The following is a 16,592-nucleotide window of genomic DNA, read 5'->3' as shown; positions in this document are numbered from 1 at the left end:
CCGCCCGGGATATCATCCGGGGCGGGGGGCGTTTGCATTGCCGCCCGGCCATGTGGCGCCGAGCGTCGGTGGGCCTTATTCGGGCTGGATGTTGGCGTCTTTCATGACCTTGATCCAGCGGGCGCTTTCCGCCAGGTTGAAGGCTTCGGCTTCCTGGTAGGTCATGGTACTGGGCAGCGTGCCCTGCGACTTCAGCGCCTCGACCACCTTGGGCGATTGCGAAGCCTCGATCATGGCCTTGTTCAGCTTGGCGACGATGGGTTCGGGCGTGTCCTTGGGCACCCACATGCCGTACCAGGTGACGATATCGAAGCCGGGCAGTCCGCTCTCGGCGATGGTCGGGACGTCGGGCAGTTCGGCCAGGCGGTTCTTGGTGGTCACGGCGATCGGTCGCACCTTGCCGCTCTGGATCAAGGGCAGGGCGGGGGCCAGCGGCGCGTACATCAGGTCGACGTGGCCGCCGGCGACGTCGGTCAAGGCCGGGCTGCTGCCGCGGTAGCCGACGTGCGCGATGGAGGCCTTGGTGGTGGTGTTGATGAGTTCACCTGCCAGGTGAGGCAGGGTGGCCACGCCCGGCGAGGCAAAGCTCAGCGAACCCGGTTGGGCCTTGGCCTGCGCGATCAGTTCGCCGAAGGTCTTGAACTTCGAGTCGGGCGGCACCACTGCCACCATCGGCACGGTGCCGAGCACGCCCACCATGCGGAAGTCCTTGATCGGGTCGAACGTCAGGCTTTTGAACTGGGCCGGGTAGATGCCTTGCACCGAGGGGTTCATCAGCACGGTGTAGCCGTCGGCGGGAGAGCGCGCCACCTGCGCGGCGCCGATGGTGCCGCTGGCGCCGGGCCGGCTCTCGATCACCAGCGGATGGCCCAGGATCTCTCCCATGCGCACCGCGATCACGCGGCCCACCACATCGGTGGGGCCGCCGGCGGCCCACGGCATGATCACGCGGATCGGTTTATCAGGGTAGGCGTCCTGCGCCTGCGCGCCAGCCAGTGGCAGGGCCCCGATGGCGATCGCCGAGCATGCCGCTGCGAGCAAAGTGCGCTTGTTCATTTGCTGTCTTCTCCTACAAAGGTGAGGTTGGCCGAGGGCAGGGCTGCGCGCAGCAGCGCCTTGACCTCTTTGAGTTGTGCTCCAGTGGTGGCTTCGTTTTTCTGCATGCGCCCCAGAGGGCCGGCCACCACGATGGCAAAGGGTTGTTCATAGGCCCGAAAGCCCAGCGAAATGGACATGACGTCTTCGACGTTTTCGCCCAGCGAGCGTTGCCAGCCGCGTTGGATGCCGGCCCGGAGATCACGGTCGAAGGCGGCCTGGCTGGTTAGGGTGGTATCGGTGTACGCGGCGAATCCGGGGTAGGTCTTGAACCATTTCTGGCGTTCGTCCTCGGACAGCACCGACAGCAGCGCCTTGCCCGAGCTGGTGGCGTGGACCGCCTTGAAGCCGCCCGGCTGATGCGAGAAGCGGATGGTCTGCTTGGATTCGGCGACGATCAGGTACACCACCTTGTCGTCGGCAAGCTTGGCCAGCAGGGCGGTCTCACCGGTCAGGTCGCGCACCCGTGCCAGGACCGGCTCGATCACCGCGTTCAGCGGATCGCTGCGGCAGATCAGGGTGGCGACATGGATCAGTTTCTGGGTCGGGTAATAACCGTGCTTCTTGCCGATCTCGTAGAGATAGCCGCGCGCCACCATGGTCTTGAGCAGGCCATGGCAGCTGGACAGCGGGATCTCCATTTGCGCGGCGATCTCGCTGTACAGCAATGGCTTCTGCGCCTCGGCGAAGAGGTTCAGAACATCCAGGACTCGGGCGGCTGTTTTCACATCCATGATGCTATTATCCTATATGTGATAATTTTGTGTCAAATTTGCTTTCAATTGCCAAGGAGTCGTGTCGCATGAGATGGAAGAATCGTCCCGAGGGATCGAATTGGGGGGACTTCGGCCCTGACGATCAAAGAGGTTGCCTGAATTACATCACTCCCGCGAATGTGATGAAGGGAATCCAGGAGGTCCGCGAGGGGCTGAGTTTCTGTCTGTCGCTGCCGCTGGATTATCCCGGAGGCAACGGCGTCAACGTGCGCCGCCATCCGCCCAAACTGCGCCCGACCGAGAGGGATGGCGACCAATATCTGAATTTCCCGCTGGGCCGCCTGCGCCCCGGATGCGTCGATGTCCTGAGTGACGACATTGTCGAGATGAGCCTGCAGTATTCGACCCAGTGGGATTCGCTGGCGCACGTGGGCGCGCTGTTCGACGCCAACGGCGACGGCCTGCCCGAGCGAGTCTATTACAACGGCTATCGCCCCAACGAGCACGTGGTCGGTCCGGTCGATTACGACGTCGACAACGGTTTCGCCAAGACCGACCTGGGGCAGGGCGGGGCCTCCCATGCCAGGAAACTGGACATTACCCAGTTGGCCGAATCCTGCCTGCAGAGCCGTGGCGTCATGGTCGATCTGGCGCGGCACTACGGCCGCGAGCAGCGGTCGGTGGGCTATGACGACTTGATGCGCATCATCGAAGCCGACCGCATCGAGATCGAGCGGGGCGACATTGTGCTGTTCCATACCGAATTCGGCGATGCCTTGCTGGAAAAGCAACGCGAGCCCGATCACCATACGCTGCATGAGATCTGTGCCGGGCTGGACGGCAGCGACGAGAAACTGCTGCAGTGGATCACAGATTCGCAGGTGGCCGCGATGGCTTCGGACAACCATGCGCTGGAAATCTATCCGACGCAGAAGCCCAACGCCTGCTGCGCGGCATTGCCGCTGCACCACCATTGCATCTTCAAGCTCGGCCTGCCGATCGGCGAGATGTGGTACCTGGGGGCGCTGGCGCGCTGGCTGACGGCCAACGGACGCAGCCGTTTCCTCCTGACCGCGCCGCCGCTGAACTTGCCTGGCGCGGTGGGCTCGCCGGCCACGCCGGTGGCCACGGTCTGAGCAACGGCGCGATCCGGCCCGAGCCGGAATCGTCGAGGCCGGAACCGCCGGGCGCAAAGCACCCCGCCGCGGACCCGCTCCGCCGATGCGGCCTCAGGGCGCCACCGGCACGAGCGAGGGGCACGCCGGCTTTTCAGCGGCCGACGCGTGCCTCGATTTCGCTGGCCAGATCGGCCACCGCGGTGGCGTAGAAATAGCTGCGGTTGTATTTCGTCAAGGCGAAGAAGTTGGGTGTGCCGACGCGGTACTGCGCGGTGCCGCGGGCTTCTTCCACCAGGTCGACGATGCCCAGCGGCTGGCTGCCCCAGCCGTTGGCCGAGGCGCCGGGCTGCAGGCGCGCGCCGGCCGCGCTCAGGGCGCTCCAGTTTTGCCTGGGCTCCAGTCCGCCATCCACCAGCGCGCTGGGGTCGGCCGGCAGCGCCACCGGCGCGAACACCGGCAGGCCCCGCTGCCAGCCATGCTGCGACAGGAAGCTGCCCACCGACATGATGGCATCGCGGGTGTTGTTGGTCAGGTCGATATGGCCGCTGTCGTCGCCGTCGACCGCGTAGTGCCGGATGCTGGTGGGCATGAATTGCGGCATGCCGATGGCGCCGGCATAGGAGCCGCGGGTTTCCATGTCCAGCTTGCCCTTCATCGCCAGCGTCAGGAAGTCTGCCAGCTGGCCGCGAAACATGGCGGCGCGCTCGGGCTTGGCCGGGTCCGGATAGTCGAAGGCCAGCGTGGTCAGCGCGTCCAGCACGCGGAAATTGCCCATGTTGCGGCCATACAAGGTTTCAACGCCGATGATCGAGGCGATGATCGGCGCCGGCACGCCGAAGCGCTGCGCCGCCTGGTTGAGCTGGTCTCGATGCGCGTTGTAGAACTCCACGCCCCAGCCGATGCGCTTGGGCTCGACGAAGCGCGAGCGGTAGGTCAGCCAACTGCGCCAGATCTTCTTGCCGGGCGGCGAGGGCGCGATCAGGCGGGCCACGGTGGCGTTGTAGCGCGCGCTTTCGAGCGCCGCCACCATGGGCTTGAGCGGCAGGTCGCGCTCGGCGGCCAGGCTTTCGACGAAGGCGCGCACTTCCGGGCGCAGGGCGCCGCCGGGCGTCAGGGCGGCCGGGCCGTCGTCAGTGGGCTCGGAACCGACTGTCGGCGTGCTGGGTCCGATGCGGATGGGCGTGGTGCCGGTGGCGGCCGCCGGCGGCTGGCCGGAGGACGGATTGGGGGCGGTGGGGGCGGTGGTGGCGCACCCGGCCAGCAGGGCCGATAAGGTGCCGAGTTGCAGTAATCGCCGACAGATGAACATAATCTTCCTTATGGAGACCATGTATCTTACCCACCCGGCATGCCGCTTGCATGAAATGGGCAGTTGGCATCCGGAGAGCCCGCAGAGGCTGGATGCCATTTCCGACCAATTGCTCGCCAGCGGTTTGATGCCCTATCTGGACGACCGGCAGGCGCCGCAGGCGTCGCGCCATGACGTGCTGCGGGTGCACACTGTCCAGTATCTGGACAGTCTGCGCGAACACACCCCGGAGCACGGGTATTACCCGATAGATCCCGACACCCTCATGAACCCCCACACCTACGAAGCCGCCCTGTACGCGGCTGGCGCGGGCGTGGCGGCCGTGGACGCGGTGATCGGCGGGGAGGCTCGCACCGCTTTTTGCGCGGTGCGCCCTCCAGGGCACCATGCCTGCCGTTCGCAGGCCATGGGCTTCTGCTTCCTGAACAACGTGGCGATCGCGGCCCGCCACGCCATGGACTTCCACGGCCTGTCGCGGGTGGCGATCGTCGATTTCGACGTGCACCACGGCAACGGCACCGAGGACGTCTTCGCGGGCGATGAGCGGGTGCTGATGTGCAGCATTTTCCAGCATCCCTTCTTTCCCAACAGCGGCACCGAACATCCGGCGGCCAACATGGTCAACGTGCCTGTAGCCGCCTATACGGCGGGCGCTGCTGTCCGTGCCATCGTCACGGACACCTGGCTGCCACGGCTGGAGGCGCACCGCCCGGAACTCATTCTGATTTCGGCCGGTTTCGATGCCCACCGCGAGGACGACATGGGTCAAATGGGGCTGGTGGAGGCCGACTATGCATGGATCACCGAGCAGCTCGTGGAGGTGGCGGAACGCCACTGCCAGGGGCGCATCGTCAGCACGCTCGAGGGCGGTTACAACCTGTCCGCCCTGGGGCGCAGCGTCGTGGCCCATATACGGGCGCTGGCGAAGCTGTAGAATCAGGAAAAAATTGTGCAATGCGATCCCGGCGATTGCCGGGTAATTATTTCCATTTTGGAGGCAGCGGGATGAAGGTGTTGGTACCTGTCAAGCGCGTCGTTGACTACAACGTCAAGGTGCGCGTCAAGTCTGATCAGACCGGCGTGGATATCGCCAATGTGAAGATGTCGATGAACCCCTTTGACGAGATCGCCGTCGAGGAAGCCACCCGCCTGAAGGAAAAGGGCACCGTGGCCGAGGTGGTGGCGGTTTCTTGCGGCGTTGCGCAATGCCAGGAAACGCTGCGCACCGCCATGGCCATCGGCGCCGACCGCGGCGTGCTGGTCCAGACCGACGCCGAACTGCAGCCGCTGGCCGTGGCCAAGCTGCTCAAGGCCCTCGTCGACAAGGAACAGCCGCAACTGGTGATCCTGGGCAAGCAGGCCATCGACGACGACGCCAACCAGACCGGCCAGATGCTGGCCGCGCTGCTGGACTGGCCGCAAGCCACGTTCGCCAGCAAGGTCGAGCTGGCCGATGGCAAGGCCACGGTCACGCGCGAAGTCGACGGCGGCCTGGAAACGCTGACGCTCAAGCTGCCGGCCATCATCACCACCGACCTGCGCCTGAACGAGCCGCGTTACGTCACGCTGCCGAACATCATGAAGGCCAAGAAGAAGCAGCTGGACACCGTCACCCCGGAAGAACTGGGTGTCGATCCGGCGCCGCGCCTGAAGACGCTCAAGGTCAGCGAGCCGCCCGCCCGCAAGGCCGGCATCAAGGTGGCCGATGTCGCGGCCCTGGTGGACAAACTCAAGAACGAAGCGAAGGTGGTCTGAGATGACGACGCTGGTTATTGCCGAACACGATAACGCCCAGCTCAAGGGCGCAACCCTGAACGCCGTCGCCGCCGCCGCCAAGATCGGAGGCGACGTCCACGTGCTGGTCGCAGGCGCCAATGCCCGCGCCGTGGCCGACCAGGCCGCGCAGGCGGCTGGCGTGTCCAAGGTGCTGCTGGCCGACGCGCCGCAACTGGCCGACGGCCTGGCCGAGAACGTGGCCGCCCAGGTGCTGGCGGTGGCCTCGGGCTACAGCCACATCCTGTTCCCGGCCACTGCTTCGGGCAAGAACATCGCCCCGCGCGTGGCCGCAAAGCTCGACGTGGCCCAGATATCCGACATCATCGGCGTGGAATCCGCCGACACCTTCCAGCGCCCGATCTACGCCGGCAACGCCATCGCCACCGTGCAATCGGCCGACCCGGTCAAGGTCATCACCGTGCGCACCACCGGCTTTGACGCCGTGGCCGCGCAGGGTGGCTCGGCCGCCGTTGAAGACGTCGCCGCCGTGGCCGATTCCGGCCTGTCGAGCTTCGTCGGCCGCGAAGTCGCCAAGAGCGACCGCCCGGAACTGGCCGGCGCCCGCGTCGTCGTTTCCGGCGGCCGCGGCCTGGGCAGCGCCGAGAACTTCAAGATCCTGGATCCGCTGGCCGACAAGCTCGGCGCCGCCCTGGGCGCCTCGCGCGCCGCGGTCGACGCAGGCTACGCGCCCAACGATTGGCAGGTCGGCCAGACCGGCAAGATCGTCGCGCCGCAGTTGTACGTGGCCGTCGGCATTTCCGGCGCCATCCAGCATCTGGCGGGCATGAAGGATTCCAAGGTCATCGTCGCCATCAACAAGGACCCCGAGGCGCCGATTTTCGGCGTGGCCGATTATGGCCTGGTTGGCGACCTGTTCCAGGTCGTTCCCGAACTGACCGGCGCGTTGTAGACCAACGCGCCTCTGGCTTAAATGCCAAAAGCCCGCGGACATTATCTGTCCGCGGGCTTTTTTTATTCCTGAGTGATGCGGCTTATTTTTGGCTGACAAACGAAACTATTTGATATTTATAATGTAAATGTTTTGATTTTTTGAAAGATTCTGATAATGTATGCCGCGCGCAGCTAGGATTGGCGCAAGTGTTTGGCCGGTACATAACGAAGGAGATTCGGGATGGAATGGTTATTCGACACTCTGCGGAAATACCCTGAACTGGCAATATTTCTTACTCTGGGTCTGGGATATTGGATCGGTGCCAAGAAAATATTTGGCTTCAATCTGGGGGCGGTGACCGGAACCTTGCTGGTCGGCGTGCTGGTCGGCCAGCTCGACATCACGATCGCCCCGATCGTCAAACAAGTATTCTTCCTGCTGTTCCTGTTCGGTCTGGGCTATGGCGTCGGGCCGCAATTCTTCCGCGGCATGAAAAGCGATGGCCTGCCGCAGGTCATCTTTGCCGTCGTCATCTGCGTTATCTGCCTGCTGGTGACCTGGGGCACGGCCGTGGGGTTCGGCTTCGACGCCGGTACGGGCGCGGGCCTGCTGTCCGGGGCGCAGACCATTTCCGCGGTAATCGGGGTTGCAACCGACACCATCAATGGCCTGGGCATTGACGCGGCCACCAAGAAGAAATGGATCGACAGTATTCCGGTGGCCTATGCGGTCTGCTATATCTTCGGCACGGTCGGCAGCGCCTGGCTGCTGGCCTCGCTGGGCCCGAAGCTGATGCGGGTGGATATCGTCAAAGAGTGCAAGGAGTACGAGGCCAAGATGTCCGGCGGCGCCGACTCGATGGAGCTGTCGGGCTACCGCAAGTTCATTTCGCGCGCTTACAAGCTGGACCATTCCGAATTCGTCGGCAAGACGGTGGGCGAGATTGAAGCGCGCTTCGTCGAAGCGCGCGTGTTCATCGAGCGCATCCGGCGCGGCGACCAGATCCTCGACACCGATTCCTCCACGGTGCTGCAGGCTGGCGACGTGCTGGGAGTGACCGGCCGCCATGACGCGCTGGTGCTGCAAGCTGCCGGCATTATCGGCACCGAGGTCGAGGACCGTGACCTGATCAGCCTGCCTGCCGAGATTGTCGAGGTGGTGCTGACCAATAAGAACCTGGCCGGCAAGACCGTCAAGGAAATCTCCGAGATGGAACAGGTGCGCGCGCTCGGCCGCGGTGTGTTCCTGCGCAAGGTGATGCGCGGCGGCCACGAGATGCCGGTCAACTGGGGCCTGAAGCTGGACCGCGGCGACCGCCTGTTCATCCTCGGGGCCAAGCGTGACGTCGAGCGGGTGGTCGGCAAGGTGGGCTACGTGGATCGCGCCACGGAGCAGACCGATATGGTGTTCGTGGGCTTCGGCATTCTGCTGGGCGGCCTGTTCGGCACGCTGGTGCTGACGGTCGGCGGCGTTCCCATCACCCTCTCGACCTCGGGCGGTTCGCTCATTGCCGGCCTGATCTTCGGCTATCTGCGCTCGGTGCATCCGACCTTCGGCCGGGTGCCGGAACCGGTGCACTGGTTTCTGACTTCGGTCGGCCTGACTGCGTTCGTGGCGGTGGTCGGCATCAGTTCGGGGCCGGGTTTCGTGCAGGGCTTCCAGCAGTTGGGCGCCAAGCTCTTCATCGCCGGCATCATCGCCACCAGCGTGCCGATGATCCTGGGGGTATACATCGCCCGCTACGTGTTCAAGTTCCACCCGGCGATCGCGCTGGGGGTTTGCGCCGGCGCCCGTACCACGACGGCGGCCATTGGCCAGATTACCGAGACTGCCAAGAGCCAGGTGCCGGCCCTGGGCTATACCGTGCCCTACGCCATCGGCAACACCCTGCTGATCATCTGGGGCATTGTCATTGTCATGCTCATGACCTAGGACCCGTGTTTCCGGAGGCGGTCCCGCCCTTCGGCAACATGGACTCCGGCGGGATATCCGCGCGCGCCGCGCGCGGGCCAGCGGTCCGGGGCTGCCCCGGGCAAGCGTCTGTCAATCGCAAACCAGGAGTTCTGCACAATGGCTTCCACCGCGCCCATCACCGTCAGCCTGGCCTCGGCCTTGAAAACCACCCGTTCGCGCCAGCGCGACCTGGAGCAGTTGTCGCCCTTCGAATTGAAGGACTACCTGATCACGCTGGCCAAGGACAGCCAGCAGACCGCCGTGTCGACCATGCTGAATGCCGGTCGCGGCAATCCCAACTGGATCGCCACCGAGCCGCGCGACGCCTTTTTCCTGCTGGGCCAGTTCGCCATGAAGGAAGCGCGGCGGGTGCGCGACGATGGCATCCTGGCGGGCATGCCACCCAAGAAAGGTTGCGCCGACCGCCTGCGCAAGTTCCTGTCCAAGAACAAGGGCGCGGCGGGCGCGGACTTTCTGGCCGGCGTGCTGGAGTACGGGGTCAAGATCAAGAGCTTCGTGCCGGACGAATGGATCCATGAGTTGACCGACGGCGTCATCGGCGACAACTATCCGGTGCCGCCGCGCGCGCTGGTGCATCTGGAGCAGATCCTGCACGACTACCTGATCAAGGAAATGTGCGATGGCCGGCCACCCAAGGGCAAGTTCGACCTGTTCCCGGTCGAGGGCGGCACGGCGGCCATGTGCTACATCTTCGATTCGCTGATGCAGAACGGCCTGCTCAAGCAGGGAGACACCATCGCGCTGTTCCTGCCGACCTTCACACCCTATATCGAGATCGCGCATCTGGAGCGCTTCCAGTTCAAGATCGTCGCCATCAATGCCAGCAGCGTTCGGGCCGACGGTACCCACGATTGGCACTATCCGGCCGCGGAAATCGCCAAGCTCGAAAACCCGAAGATCAAGTTGGCGGTGACGGTCAATCCCAGCAACCCGCCTTCGGTCGCCTTCAGCCCGGTCGAGATGAAGCAGATCGTGGGGCTGATCCGCAAGAATCCCGACCTGGTGCTGGTGACGGACGACGTCTATGGCACCTTCGTGCCGAATTTCCGGTCGTTGATGGCGGAGGTGCCGCACAACACCATCTGTGTGTATTCATTCTCGAAGAACTTCGGTTGCACTGGCTGGCGCCTGGGCGTGATTGCGACCCATGAAAAGAACACCATGGACCGCCGCATCGCCGAACTGCCCGCCTCCTGGAAGAACCGCCTGAAAAAGCGCTATGGCGCCATGACGATGGAGCCGGAGAAGCTCAAGTTCATCGACCGGCTGGTGGCCGACAGCCGCAACGTGGCACTGAACCACACCGCCGGCCTGTCGCTGCCGCAGCAGGTGCAGATGGGATTTTTCGCGCTGTCGCACCTGCTGGACCTGAAGGATGCGTACAAGCACCTGACCATGCAGATCGTGCGGGCCCGGCGCGACGCGCTGTGGCGCGGGCTGGGAGCGCCGCTGCCGCCGGAAGACCCGATGCGCGGCTGGTACTACGTCGAACTGGACTTCATGGTGTGGGCCAGGAACACCTATGGTGACGCCTTCTGCAAATACATGTCGTCGAACTACGAACCGGTCGACTTTCTGTTCCGCCTGGCCGAGAAGTCCGGCGTGGTGTTGATGGACGGAGGCGGCTTCGGCGGCCCGCCCTGGTCGATCCGCATTTCGCTGGCTAACCTTGACGACGGCGATTATTCCAGGATCGGCAAGCACATGGTCGATGCCGCCACCGAATACGTGGAGGCCTGGAAGGCCGGCCAGCTCGTGCGTTCCGGCCCGACCGCCGGCAAGGGCCAGAAGGTCAAGGCCTCGGTCGCCAAGCGCACGGCGGCCGGCAAGGGCGCCGCCAAGAAGGCGGTGAAAAAGGCCGTGAAGCAGGCCGCCAAGGCCGAACGCTCGGCCGGGAAAGGGGCGAAGTAGTCCCGGGACGCCACATCCGACAGGGCGGAAGACCACATGACATGCTCCATCGGGTTTTTCAACAGCGTTCCCATCGCGGTGTTGTTTCTCACGGTGGGCCTGGGATACCTGATCGGCAAGCTCCGTGTCGGGCCGATTCAGCTTGGCGGCGTGTGCGGCACGCTCATCGTCGCCCTGCTGATCGGCCAGAGCGGCTGCCAGACGCGCGGCGACCTGAAGGAAGTGGCGTTCGCGCTGTTCATCTTTGCCATGGGGTATTCAGGCGGACCGCAGTTCTTCGCCAACCTGAACCGGTCCAGCCTGCGCTACATCGTGCTGCCGCTGATCGAGGCCTTGCTGGTGCTGGCCATCGTGCTGTTGGCGGTGCCGTTGTTCGGATTGGATGCCGGCACGGCGGCCGGCTTGGCGGCGGGGGCGGCGACCGAATCGGCGGTGGTCGGCACGGCCGCCGAGGCCCTCAAGCACCTGGGCCTGGCCGAGGCCGAGGTGCGGCGCATGGAGGCCAACATCGCCACGGCCTACACGCTGACCTATCTGATAGGCCTGATCAGCATCGTGTTCTTCACCAGCCAGGTGGCGCCAGCCCTGTTGCGCATCAACTTGCGCCAGGCGTGCAAGGCGCTCGAGGAGAAGCTGGGCGCGGTGGCGGGGGAGGCCGGCGAGAGCCTGACGCCGACTCTGCCGCGACTGGTGGGACGCTCGCATGTGGTCAAGGATGCCGACGGCTGGAGCGTGGCCGAGGTCGAAGCGGCGCTGGGCGGCCGCACGGCCATCAGCCGCGTGTTGCGCAACGGCGCGGCGATCGAGCCGGCCACCGCGGACCGGCTCGCCACCGGCGATATCGTGGTGGTGCTGGGGCCGCGCCGCTTCGTGTTGCGGGCGGGGGCGGTGATCGGTCCGGAAATCCAGTTGCCCGAAGCCCACGCGGACGACCTGCAATTGACCGAGCTGCAAGTCATCGTCAGCAAGAAGGCCGTCAATGGTCGCACTGTGGGGGAACTGGCCCAGCGACCAGGCGCCAGGCGCGCGCGCGGGGTGTTCCTGCAATCGATCCGGCGGTCGGGGCACATGCTGCCCGTCATGCCCTCCACGGTGGTGCAGTATGGCGACCTGGTGACGCTGGTCGGCGCCGAACCCGAGCTGTCGCAGGCCGGGGCGGCGCTAGGCAATGAACTACGGCGCAGCGGCGTCACCGATCTGGTATTTCTGGCGTTCGGCATCCTGGTCGGATTGGTGATTGGCAGCCTCGGCGCGCGCCTGTGGGGCATTCCGGTTTCGCTCGGCAGCGGCGGCGGTGCGCTGGTCAGCGGCCTGGTGTGTGGCTGGATCAACGCCAAGCGTCCGGCACTAGGGCACATGCCGGACCAGGCGGTGCAATTGCTCAAGGACCTGGGCCTGGCCGTGTTCGTTGCCAGCGTCGGCTTGTCCGCCGGGTCGGAAGCCGTGTCCCTGATAAAGCAGCATGGCGCCGTGTTGCCGCTGATCGGCCTGCTGGTGTCCCTGGGGCCGGCCAGCCTGTCGCTGTGGGTCGGCCACAAATTGCTCAAGATCGAGGGGCCGCTGCTGGTGGGCGCCATCGCGGGCCAGCACGTCAGCACACCGGCCATCAGCGCCATCCTGGGCGCCAGCGGCAGCGCGGTGCCGCTGCTGGGCTACACGGTGACCTACGCCATCGCCAACGTGCTGCTGCCGGTGCTGGGGCCGGTCATCGTATCGCTGGCGCATCACCTCGGGGGGTGAGGCCGGCGGGGCGCATCGCCCCATGACGCGGAGCGAGGGTTTAACATAGGCTAGGGAAACTACCGAGACCGCCATCGACCGCGCCACGCGTGTCGCCCAAGGCGGCATCCCATCGCACCCCGCCGCCCCCGCCGTCACGGGAGCAGGCTCCTGGAGACAAGATGCCCTACCTTACCCCGCTGAAGGATTTCCGCTTCGCGCTGAACGAACTGGCCGGCCTGGACGACGTCCTTAAACTGCCTGGCTTCGAAGAGGTGACGCCCGACCTGGTGGACGCCATCCTGGAAGAGAATGGCCGTTTCGTCGAGCAGGCGATCGCGCCGTTGAATGTGCCGGGCGACACCCGGCCGCCGGTCTGGAGCGATGGCCGCGTGACCACCACGCCAGGTTACGCGCAGGGCTTCAAGGATTACGCCGCCGGTGGCTGGCAGGGCCTGCAGCATCCACAGGCCTGGGGCGGGCAGGGCCTGCCCAAGCTGGTCGCGGCTGCGCCCGGCGAGAACATCCAGGCCGCGAGCCTGGCGTTTTCGCTATGCCCGATGCTGACCGATGGCGTGATCGAGGCCATCCTGACGGTGGGTTCGGAGGCGCAGCGCAAGACGTTCATCCCCAACCTGATCGGCGGAAAATGGACCGGCACCATGAACCTGACCGAGCCGCAGGCCGGATCGGATCTGGCCCAGGTCGCGACCCGCGCCGTGCGCCAGGAGGACGGCACCTATCGCCTGTCGGGCCAGAAGATCTTCATCACCTACGGCGAGCACGACCTGGCCGAGAACATCATCCACCTGGTGCTGGCGCGCACCCCGGATGCGCCCCCAGGGGTCAAGGGGATCTCGCTGTTCATCGTGCCGAAGTTCCTGGTCGGCGCCGACGGCGCTCCGGGGCCGCGCAACGACGTCTGGTGCGCCTCGCTGGAACACAAGCTCGGCATCCACGGCAGCCCGACCGCGGTGTTGCTGTACGGCTCGGGCAAGGGCGAGGTGGGCGATGGCGCGGTCGGCTATCTGGTGGGCGAACTGAACCGCGGCCTGGAATACATGTTCATCATGATGAACGCGGCGCGCTTTTCGGTCGGGCAGCAGGGCATCGGCGTATCCGAGCGTGCCTATCAGCATGCATTGGCCTATGCGCGTGAACGGGTCCAGGGCAGGGCGGTGGAAGGCTCGGCCGCGCCGGTCGCGATCGCGCGTCACCCGGATGTGCAGCGCATGCTGCTGACCATGAAGGCGTTGACCGAGGCGGCGCGCGCGGTGTCCTATGTGACGGCGGCAGCGCATGACAAGGGCGCGCATCATCCCGACCCCGAACAGCGCGCCCGCAACCGCGCCTTCTACGAATACATGGTGCCGATCGTCAAGGGCTTCTCGACCGAATCGGCGGTGGAAGTGGCCTCGCTTGGCATCCAGGTGCATGGCGGCATGGGCTACATCGAGGAGACCGGCGCGGCGCAGTATTACCGCGACGCCCGCATCCTGCCGATCTACGAGGGCACCACCGCGATCCAGGCCAACGATCTGGTCAGCCGCAAGACCCAGCGCGATGGCGGCGCCACCGCCTATGCCGCCATTGCCGCCATGCGCGAGACGCTGCGGGCGGTCGAGGCCGAGTCCTCGCGCGCCGCGGCGTCCGACCGCGATGGCCTGCGCCTGTTGCGCGACAACCTCGACAGCGCGATCCAGGCCTACGAGGCCGGGGTGGAATTCATCCTGGAACAGGCGGCAGTGAACATCCGCGCGGTCTATTCCAGCAGCGTGCCCTACCTGATGCTGGCCGGCGTGGTGCATGGCGGCTGGCAGATGGCGCGCGCCGTGCTGGCGTGCCGCCGGCACCTGGCTGGGGGATCGACGGATCCGTTCCATCGCGAGAAGCTGGCGACCGGATTGTTCTATGCCGCCCACATCCTGCCGCGCGCCCTGGCCTTGTCGGTGGCGGTGCGCGCCGGGGTAGTGGCCGATGCCTGTGGCGCTGACGCGAATATTGCATAAGGTTATATATCTTGCGTATTTCCCCCGCAACAGGTTTGATGGAAGAATCGTTTGGGTGGGGGCACAGGCTGCCGCCGAAACGTTTTTCCAGCCGGTCGCCGGGCTAGGGCGGCCGGTCGATTCCGCAACCCGAATCCGCAAGCAGGAGACACCATGAGCCATCTACGCCTGGGCGACACCGCGCCCGATTTCGAACAGGAATCCTCCGTCGGCCCGATCCGTTTCCATGAGTATCTGGGCAATAGCTGGGGCGTGCTGTTTTCGCATCCGGCCGACTTCACGCCCGTGTGCACCACCGAGCTGGGCTACACCGCCAAGCTGGCCGACGAATTCGCCAAGCGCAATGTGAAGGTACTGGCATTGTCGGTGGACGGCGCCGATTCGCACAGCAAGTGGATCGAGGACATCAACGACACCCAGTCGACCAAGGTCAATTTCCCGATCCTGGCCGACAAGGACCGCAAGGTGTCCGAGCTGTACGACATGATCCACCCGAACGCCAACGCCACGCTGACGGTGCGCTCGGTCTTCATCATCGACCCTAACAAGAAAGTGCGCCTGATCATCACTTATCCGGCCAGCACCGGCCGCAACTTCAACGAGATCCTGCGCGTCATCGATTCGCTGCAGCTTACCGACAGCCACAGCGTGGCCACGCCGGTCAACTGGGAAGACGGCGACGACGTCATCATCGTGCCGTCGCTGCAGGACGAAGCGGTGATCAAGCAGAAGTTCCCGAAGGGCTACAAGGCGGTGCGTCCCTATCTGCGCATTACGCCCCAACCGAATAAGTAAATAAGAAATCCGTGCGCAAGGCGGTCCGCTCCGCCTTGCCGGATGGCGCCTGCAAAACGCCCGCAAAGCCGCGTATTCCCTGGGAATGCGCGGCTTTTTCACATGGGGCGGCGGCCGCGCTATATGCCTGGCGGCGATGAGCAATCAAAGAATGATTCGTTCCGTTCGGAACTGGCCGCCGGCACACTTGCTTCCACATAGCCAAACACGCGAAGGGAGCAAGGAATGTCTTTCAGGAAAGCCGGATGGTTGGCCGCCGTGGCCGCGGTGACGATGTCTCTGGCCGCCATCGCGCCGGCGCAGGCGCAGCAGAAGCAGACACTGTTGAACGTATCGTACGACCCGACGCGCGAGCTGTACCGTGCCATCGATGAGGCCTTCATCAAGCAATACAAGGAAAAGGCCGGCGTCGACCTGACCCTCCGCCAGTCGCACGGCGGCTCCGGCCGCCAGGCGCGTTCGGTCATCGACGGCCTGGAGGCCGACGTGGTAACGCTGGCGCTGGCCTACGACATCGACGCCATCGCCGACCGCGGCCTCTTGCCCACGAACTGGCAGGCGCGCCTGCCGCAGAACAGCTCGCCCTACACCTCGACCATCGTGTTCCTGGTGCGCAAGGGCAACCCCAAGCACATCAAGGACTGGGACGACCTGGTCAAGGACGGCGTGCAGGTGATCACGCCCAACCCCAAGACCTCGGGCGGCGCCCGCTGGAACTACCTGGCCGCCTGGGCCTACGCGCTGGAAAAGAACGGCGGCAGTGAAGCCAAGGCGCGCGCCTATGTCGGCGAGTTGCTCAAGCACGTGCCGGTGCTCGATACCGGCGCCCGCGGCGCCACCACCACCTTCGTCGAGCGCGGCGTGGGCGACGTGCTTTTGGCCTGGGAAAACGAAGCCTTCCTGGCTCAGGAGGAACTGGGTCCGGACAAGTTCGACATCGTGGTGCCGTCGCTGTCGATCCTGGCCGAGCCGCCCGTGGCCATCGTCGACAAGATCGTTGACAAGAAGGGCACTCGCGCCGCCGCCCAGGCCTACCTGGAATTCCTTTACACCCCGGCCGCCCAGGAAATCATCGCCAGGAACTACTACCGGCCGATCGACAAGACCGTGGCCGCCAGGTACGAAAGCAAGTTCCCCAAGGTCAAGCTGGTGAGCATCGACGACAAGATCTTCGGCGGCTGGCGCAAGGCGCAGAAGGACCACTTCAGCGACGGCGGCACCTTCGACCAGGTCTACCAGCCGCAGAAGAAGTAAGCGGACAACCAGCGGACCATGGCC

General features: G+C 65.2%; 13 protein-coding genes. 10 read left to right on the top strand and 3 right to left on the bottom strand.

What is annotated here, in order from left to right; translation table 11 throughout:
* Positions 1-75 precede the first annotated feature (75 nt).
* Both AC6LKG_RS19145 and AC6LKG_RS19140 read right to left on the bottom strand, forming a co-directional pair.
* Positions 76-1,056 (bottom strand): Bug family tripartite tricarboxylate transporter substrate binding protein, encoded by a 981-nt coding sequence (locus AC6LKG_RS19145; protein WP_498166937.1) that lies wholly within the window; start codon positions 1,054-1,056, stop codon positions 76-78.
* Entirely contained in the window at positions 1,053-1,829 is a 777-nt protein-coding gene (locus AC6LKG_RS19140) for an IclR family transcriptional regulator (protein WP_498166935.1), read from the bottom strand. Before AC6LKG_RS19140 ends, AC6LKG_RS19145 begins: the two co-directional genes overlap by 4 nt.
* A gap of 68 nt (positions 1,830-1,897) precedes the next feature.
* On the opposite strand from AC6LKG_RS19140, the gene AC6LKG_RS19135 reads away from it, so the two are divergent.
* Positions 1,898-2,947, top strand: a complete 1,050-nt coding sequence (locus AC6LKG_RS19135) for a cyclase family protein (RefSeq protein ID WP_498166933.1) — start codon at positions 1,898-1,900, stop codon at positions 2,945-2,947.
* A 133-nt stretch (positions 2,948-3,080) separates the two neighbouring features.
* Here AC6LKG_RS19135 and mltB read toward each other — a convergent pair whose 3' ends face one another.
* Positions 3,081-4,238 carry a lytic murein transglycosylase B gene (gene mltB, locus AC6LKG_RS19130; protein ID WP_498166930.1) on the bottom strand — a complete coding sequence of 386 codons (1,158 nt, stop codon included), beginning with the start codon at positions 4,236-4,238 and terminating at the stop codon, positions 3,081-3,083.
* Positions 4,239-4,248: 10 nt separating this feature from the next.
* Here mltB and AC6LKG_RS19125 point away from each other — a divergent pair, with 10 nt between their 5' ends.
* The 9 genes from AC6LKG_RS19125 (at position 4,249) to AC6LKG_RS19085 (ending at position 16,568) form a co-directional block, all read left to right on the top strand.
* Positions 4,249-5,172, top strand: coding sequence for a histone deacetylase family protein (locus AC6LKG_RS19125; RefSeq protein ID WP_080977347.1), 924 nt, complete (start codon positions 4,249-4,251; stop codon positions 5,170-5,172).
* 71 nt (positions 5,173-5,243) lie between these two features.
* The gene (locus tag AC6LKG_RS19120) at positions 5,244-5,993 is read left to right on the top strand and encodes an electron transfer flavoprotein subunit beta/FixA family protein (protein ID WP_076411707.1); all 750 of its coding nucleotides are present in this window, start codon (positions 5,244-5,246) and stop codon (positions 5,991-5,993) included.
* Between the two features lies 1 nt (position 5,994).
* Entirely contained in the window at positions 5,995-6,924 is a 930-nt protein-coding gene (locus AC6LKG_RS19115) for an electron transfer flavoprotein subunit alpha/FixB family protein (RefSeq protein WP_498166928.1), read from the top strand.
* 222 nt (positions 6,925-7,146) lie between these two features.
* Positions 7,147-8,838: an aspartate-alanine antiporter gene (gene aspT, locus AC6LKG_RS19110; protein WP_498166927.1), complete on the top strand. Its 1,692-nt coding sequence runs from the start codon at positions 7,147-7,149 to the stop codon at positions 8,836-8,838.
* Positions 8,839-8,976: 138 nt separating this feature from the next.
* Positions 8,977-10,791 carry a bifunctional aspartate transaminase/aspartate 4-decarboxylase gene (locus tag AC6LKG_RS19105; protein WP_498166924.1) on the top strand — a complete coding sequence of 605 codons (1,815 nt, stop codon included), beginning with the start codon at positions 8,977-8,979 and terminating at the stop codon, positions 10,789-10,791.
* Positions 10,792-10,827: 36 nt separating this feature from the next.
* Positions 10,828-12,531 carry an aspartate-alanine antiporter gene (gene aspT / locus AC6LKG_RS19100; RefSeq protein ID WP_498166922.1) on the top strand — a complete coding sequence of 568 codons (1,704 nt, stop codon included), beginning with the start codon at positions 10,828-10,830 and terminating at the stop codon, positions 12,529-12,531.
* A 161-nt stretch (positions 12,532-12,692) separates the two neighbouring features.
* The gene (locus tag AC6LKG_RS19095) at positions 12,693-14,519 is read left to right on the top strand and encodes an acyl-CoA dehydrogenase (protein ID WP_498166919.1); all 1,827 of its coding nucleotides are present in this window, start codon (positions 12,693-12,695) and stop codon (positions 14,517-14,519) included.
* A 153-nt stretch (positions 14,520-14,672) separates the two neighbouring features.
* Positions 14,673-15,314: a peroxiredoxin gene (locus AC6LKG_RS19090; protein WP_498166918.1), complete on the top strand. Its 642-nt coding sequence runs from the start codon at positions 14,673-14,675 to the stop codon at positions 15,312-15,314.
* Between the two features lie 225 nt (positions 15,315-15,539).
* A complete protein-coding gene (locus AC6LKG_RS19085) occupies positions 15,540-16,568 on the top strand; it encodes a sulfate ABC transporter substrate-binding protein (protein WP_498166917.1) in 1,029 nt (342 codons plus the stop codon).
* Positions 16,569-16,592 lie beyond the last annotated feature (24 nt).

This window comes from Achromobacter sp. 46006, from assembly GCF_059761975.1.
Note: the sequence above shows the minus strand (reverse complement) of the source record. Positions and strands in the feature narration are given on the sequence as shown.

Excerpts from the sequence above, each read along its gene's own strand:
- AC6LKG_RS19145 (WP_498166937.1), bottom strand. The coding sequence starts at position 1,056 with ATGAACAAGCGCACTTTGCTCGCAGCGGCATGCTCGGCGATCGCCATC.
- AC6LKG_RS19140 (WP_498166935.1), bottom strand. The coding sequence starts at position 1,829 with ATGGATGTGAAAACAGCCGCCCGAGTCCTGGATGTTCTGAACCTCTTC.
- AC6LKG_RS19135 (WP_498166933.1), top strand. The coding sequence starts at position 1,898 with ATGAGATGGAAGAATCGTCCCGAGGGATCGAATTGGGGGGACTTCGGC.
- mltB (WP_498166930.1), bottom strand. The coding sequence starts at position 4,238 with ATGTTCATCTGTCGGCGATTACTGCAACTCGGCACCTTATCGGCCCTG.
- AC6LKG_RS19125 (WP_080977347.1), top strand. The coding sequence starts at position 4,249 with ATGGAGACCATGTATCTTACCCACCCGGCATGCCGCTTGCATGAAATG.
- AC6LKG_RS19120 (WP_076411707.1), top strand. The coding sequence starts at position 5,244 with ATGAAGGTGTTGGTACCTGTCAAGCGCGTCGTTGACTACAACGTCAAG.
- AC6LKG_RS19115 (WP_498166928.1), top strand. The coding sequence starts at position 5,995 with ATGACGACGCTGGTTATTGCCGAACACGATAACGCCCAGCTCAAGGGC.
- aspT (WP_498166927.1), top strand. The coding sequence starts at position 7,147 with ATGGAATGGTTATTCGACACTCTGCGGAAATACCCTGAACTGGCAATA.
- AC6LKG_RS19105 (WP_498166924.1), top strand. The coding sequence starts at position 8,977 with ATGGCTTCCACCGCGCCCATCACCGTCAGCCTGGCCTCGGCCTTGAAA.
- aspT (WP_498166922.1), top strand. The coding sequence starts at position 10,828 with ATGACATGCTCCATCGGGTTTTTCAACAGCGTTCCCATCGCGGTGTTG.
- AC6LKG_RS19095 (WP_498166919.1), top strand. The coding sequence starts at position 12,693 with ATGCCCTACCTTACCCCGCTGAAGGATTTCCGCTTCGCGCTGAACGAA.
- AC6LKG_RS19090 (WP_498166918.1), top strand. The coding sequence starts at position 14,673 with ATGAGCCATCTACGCCTGGGCGACACCGCGCCCGATTTCGAACAGGAA.
- AC6LKG_RS19085 (WP_498166917.1), top strand. The coding sequence starts at position 15,540 with ATGTCTTTCAGGAAAGCCGGATGGTTGGCCGCCGTGGCCGCGGTGACG.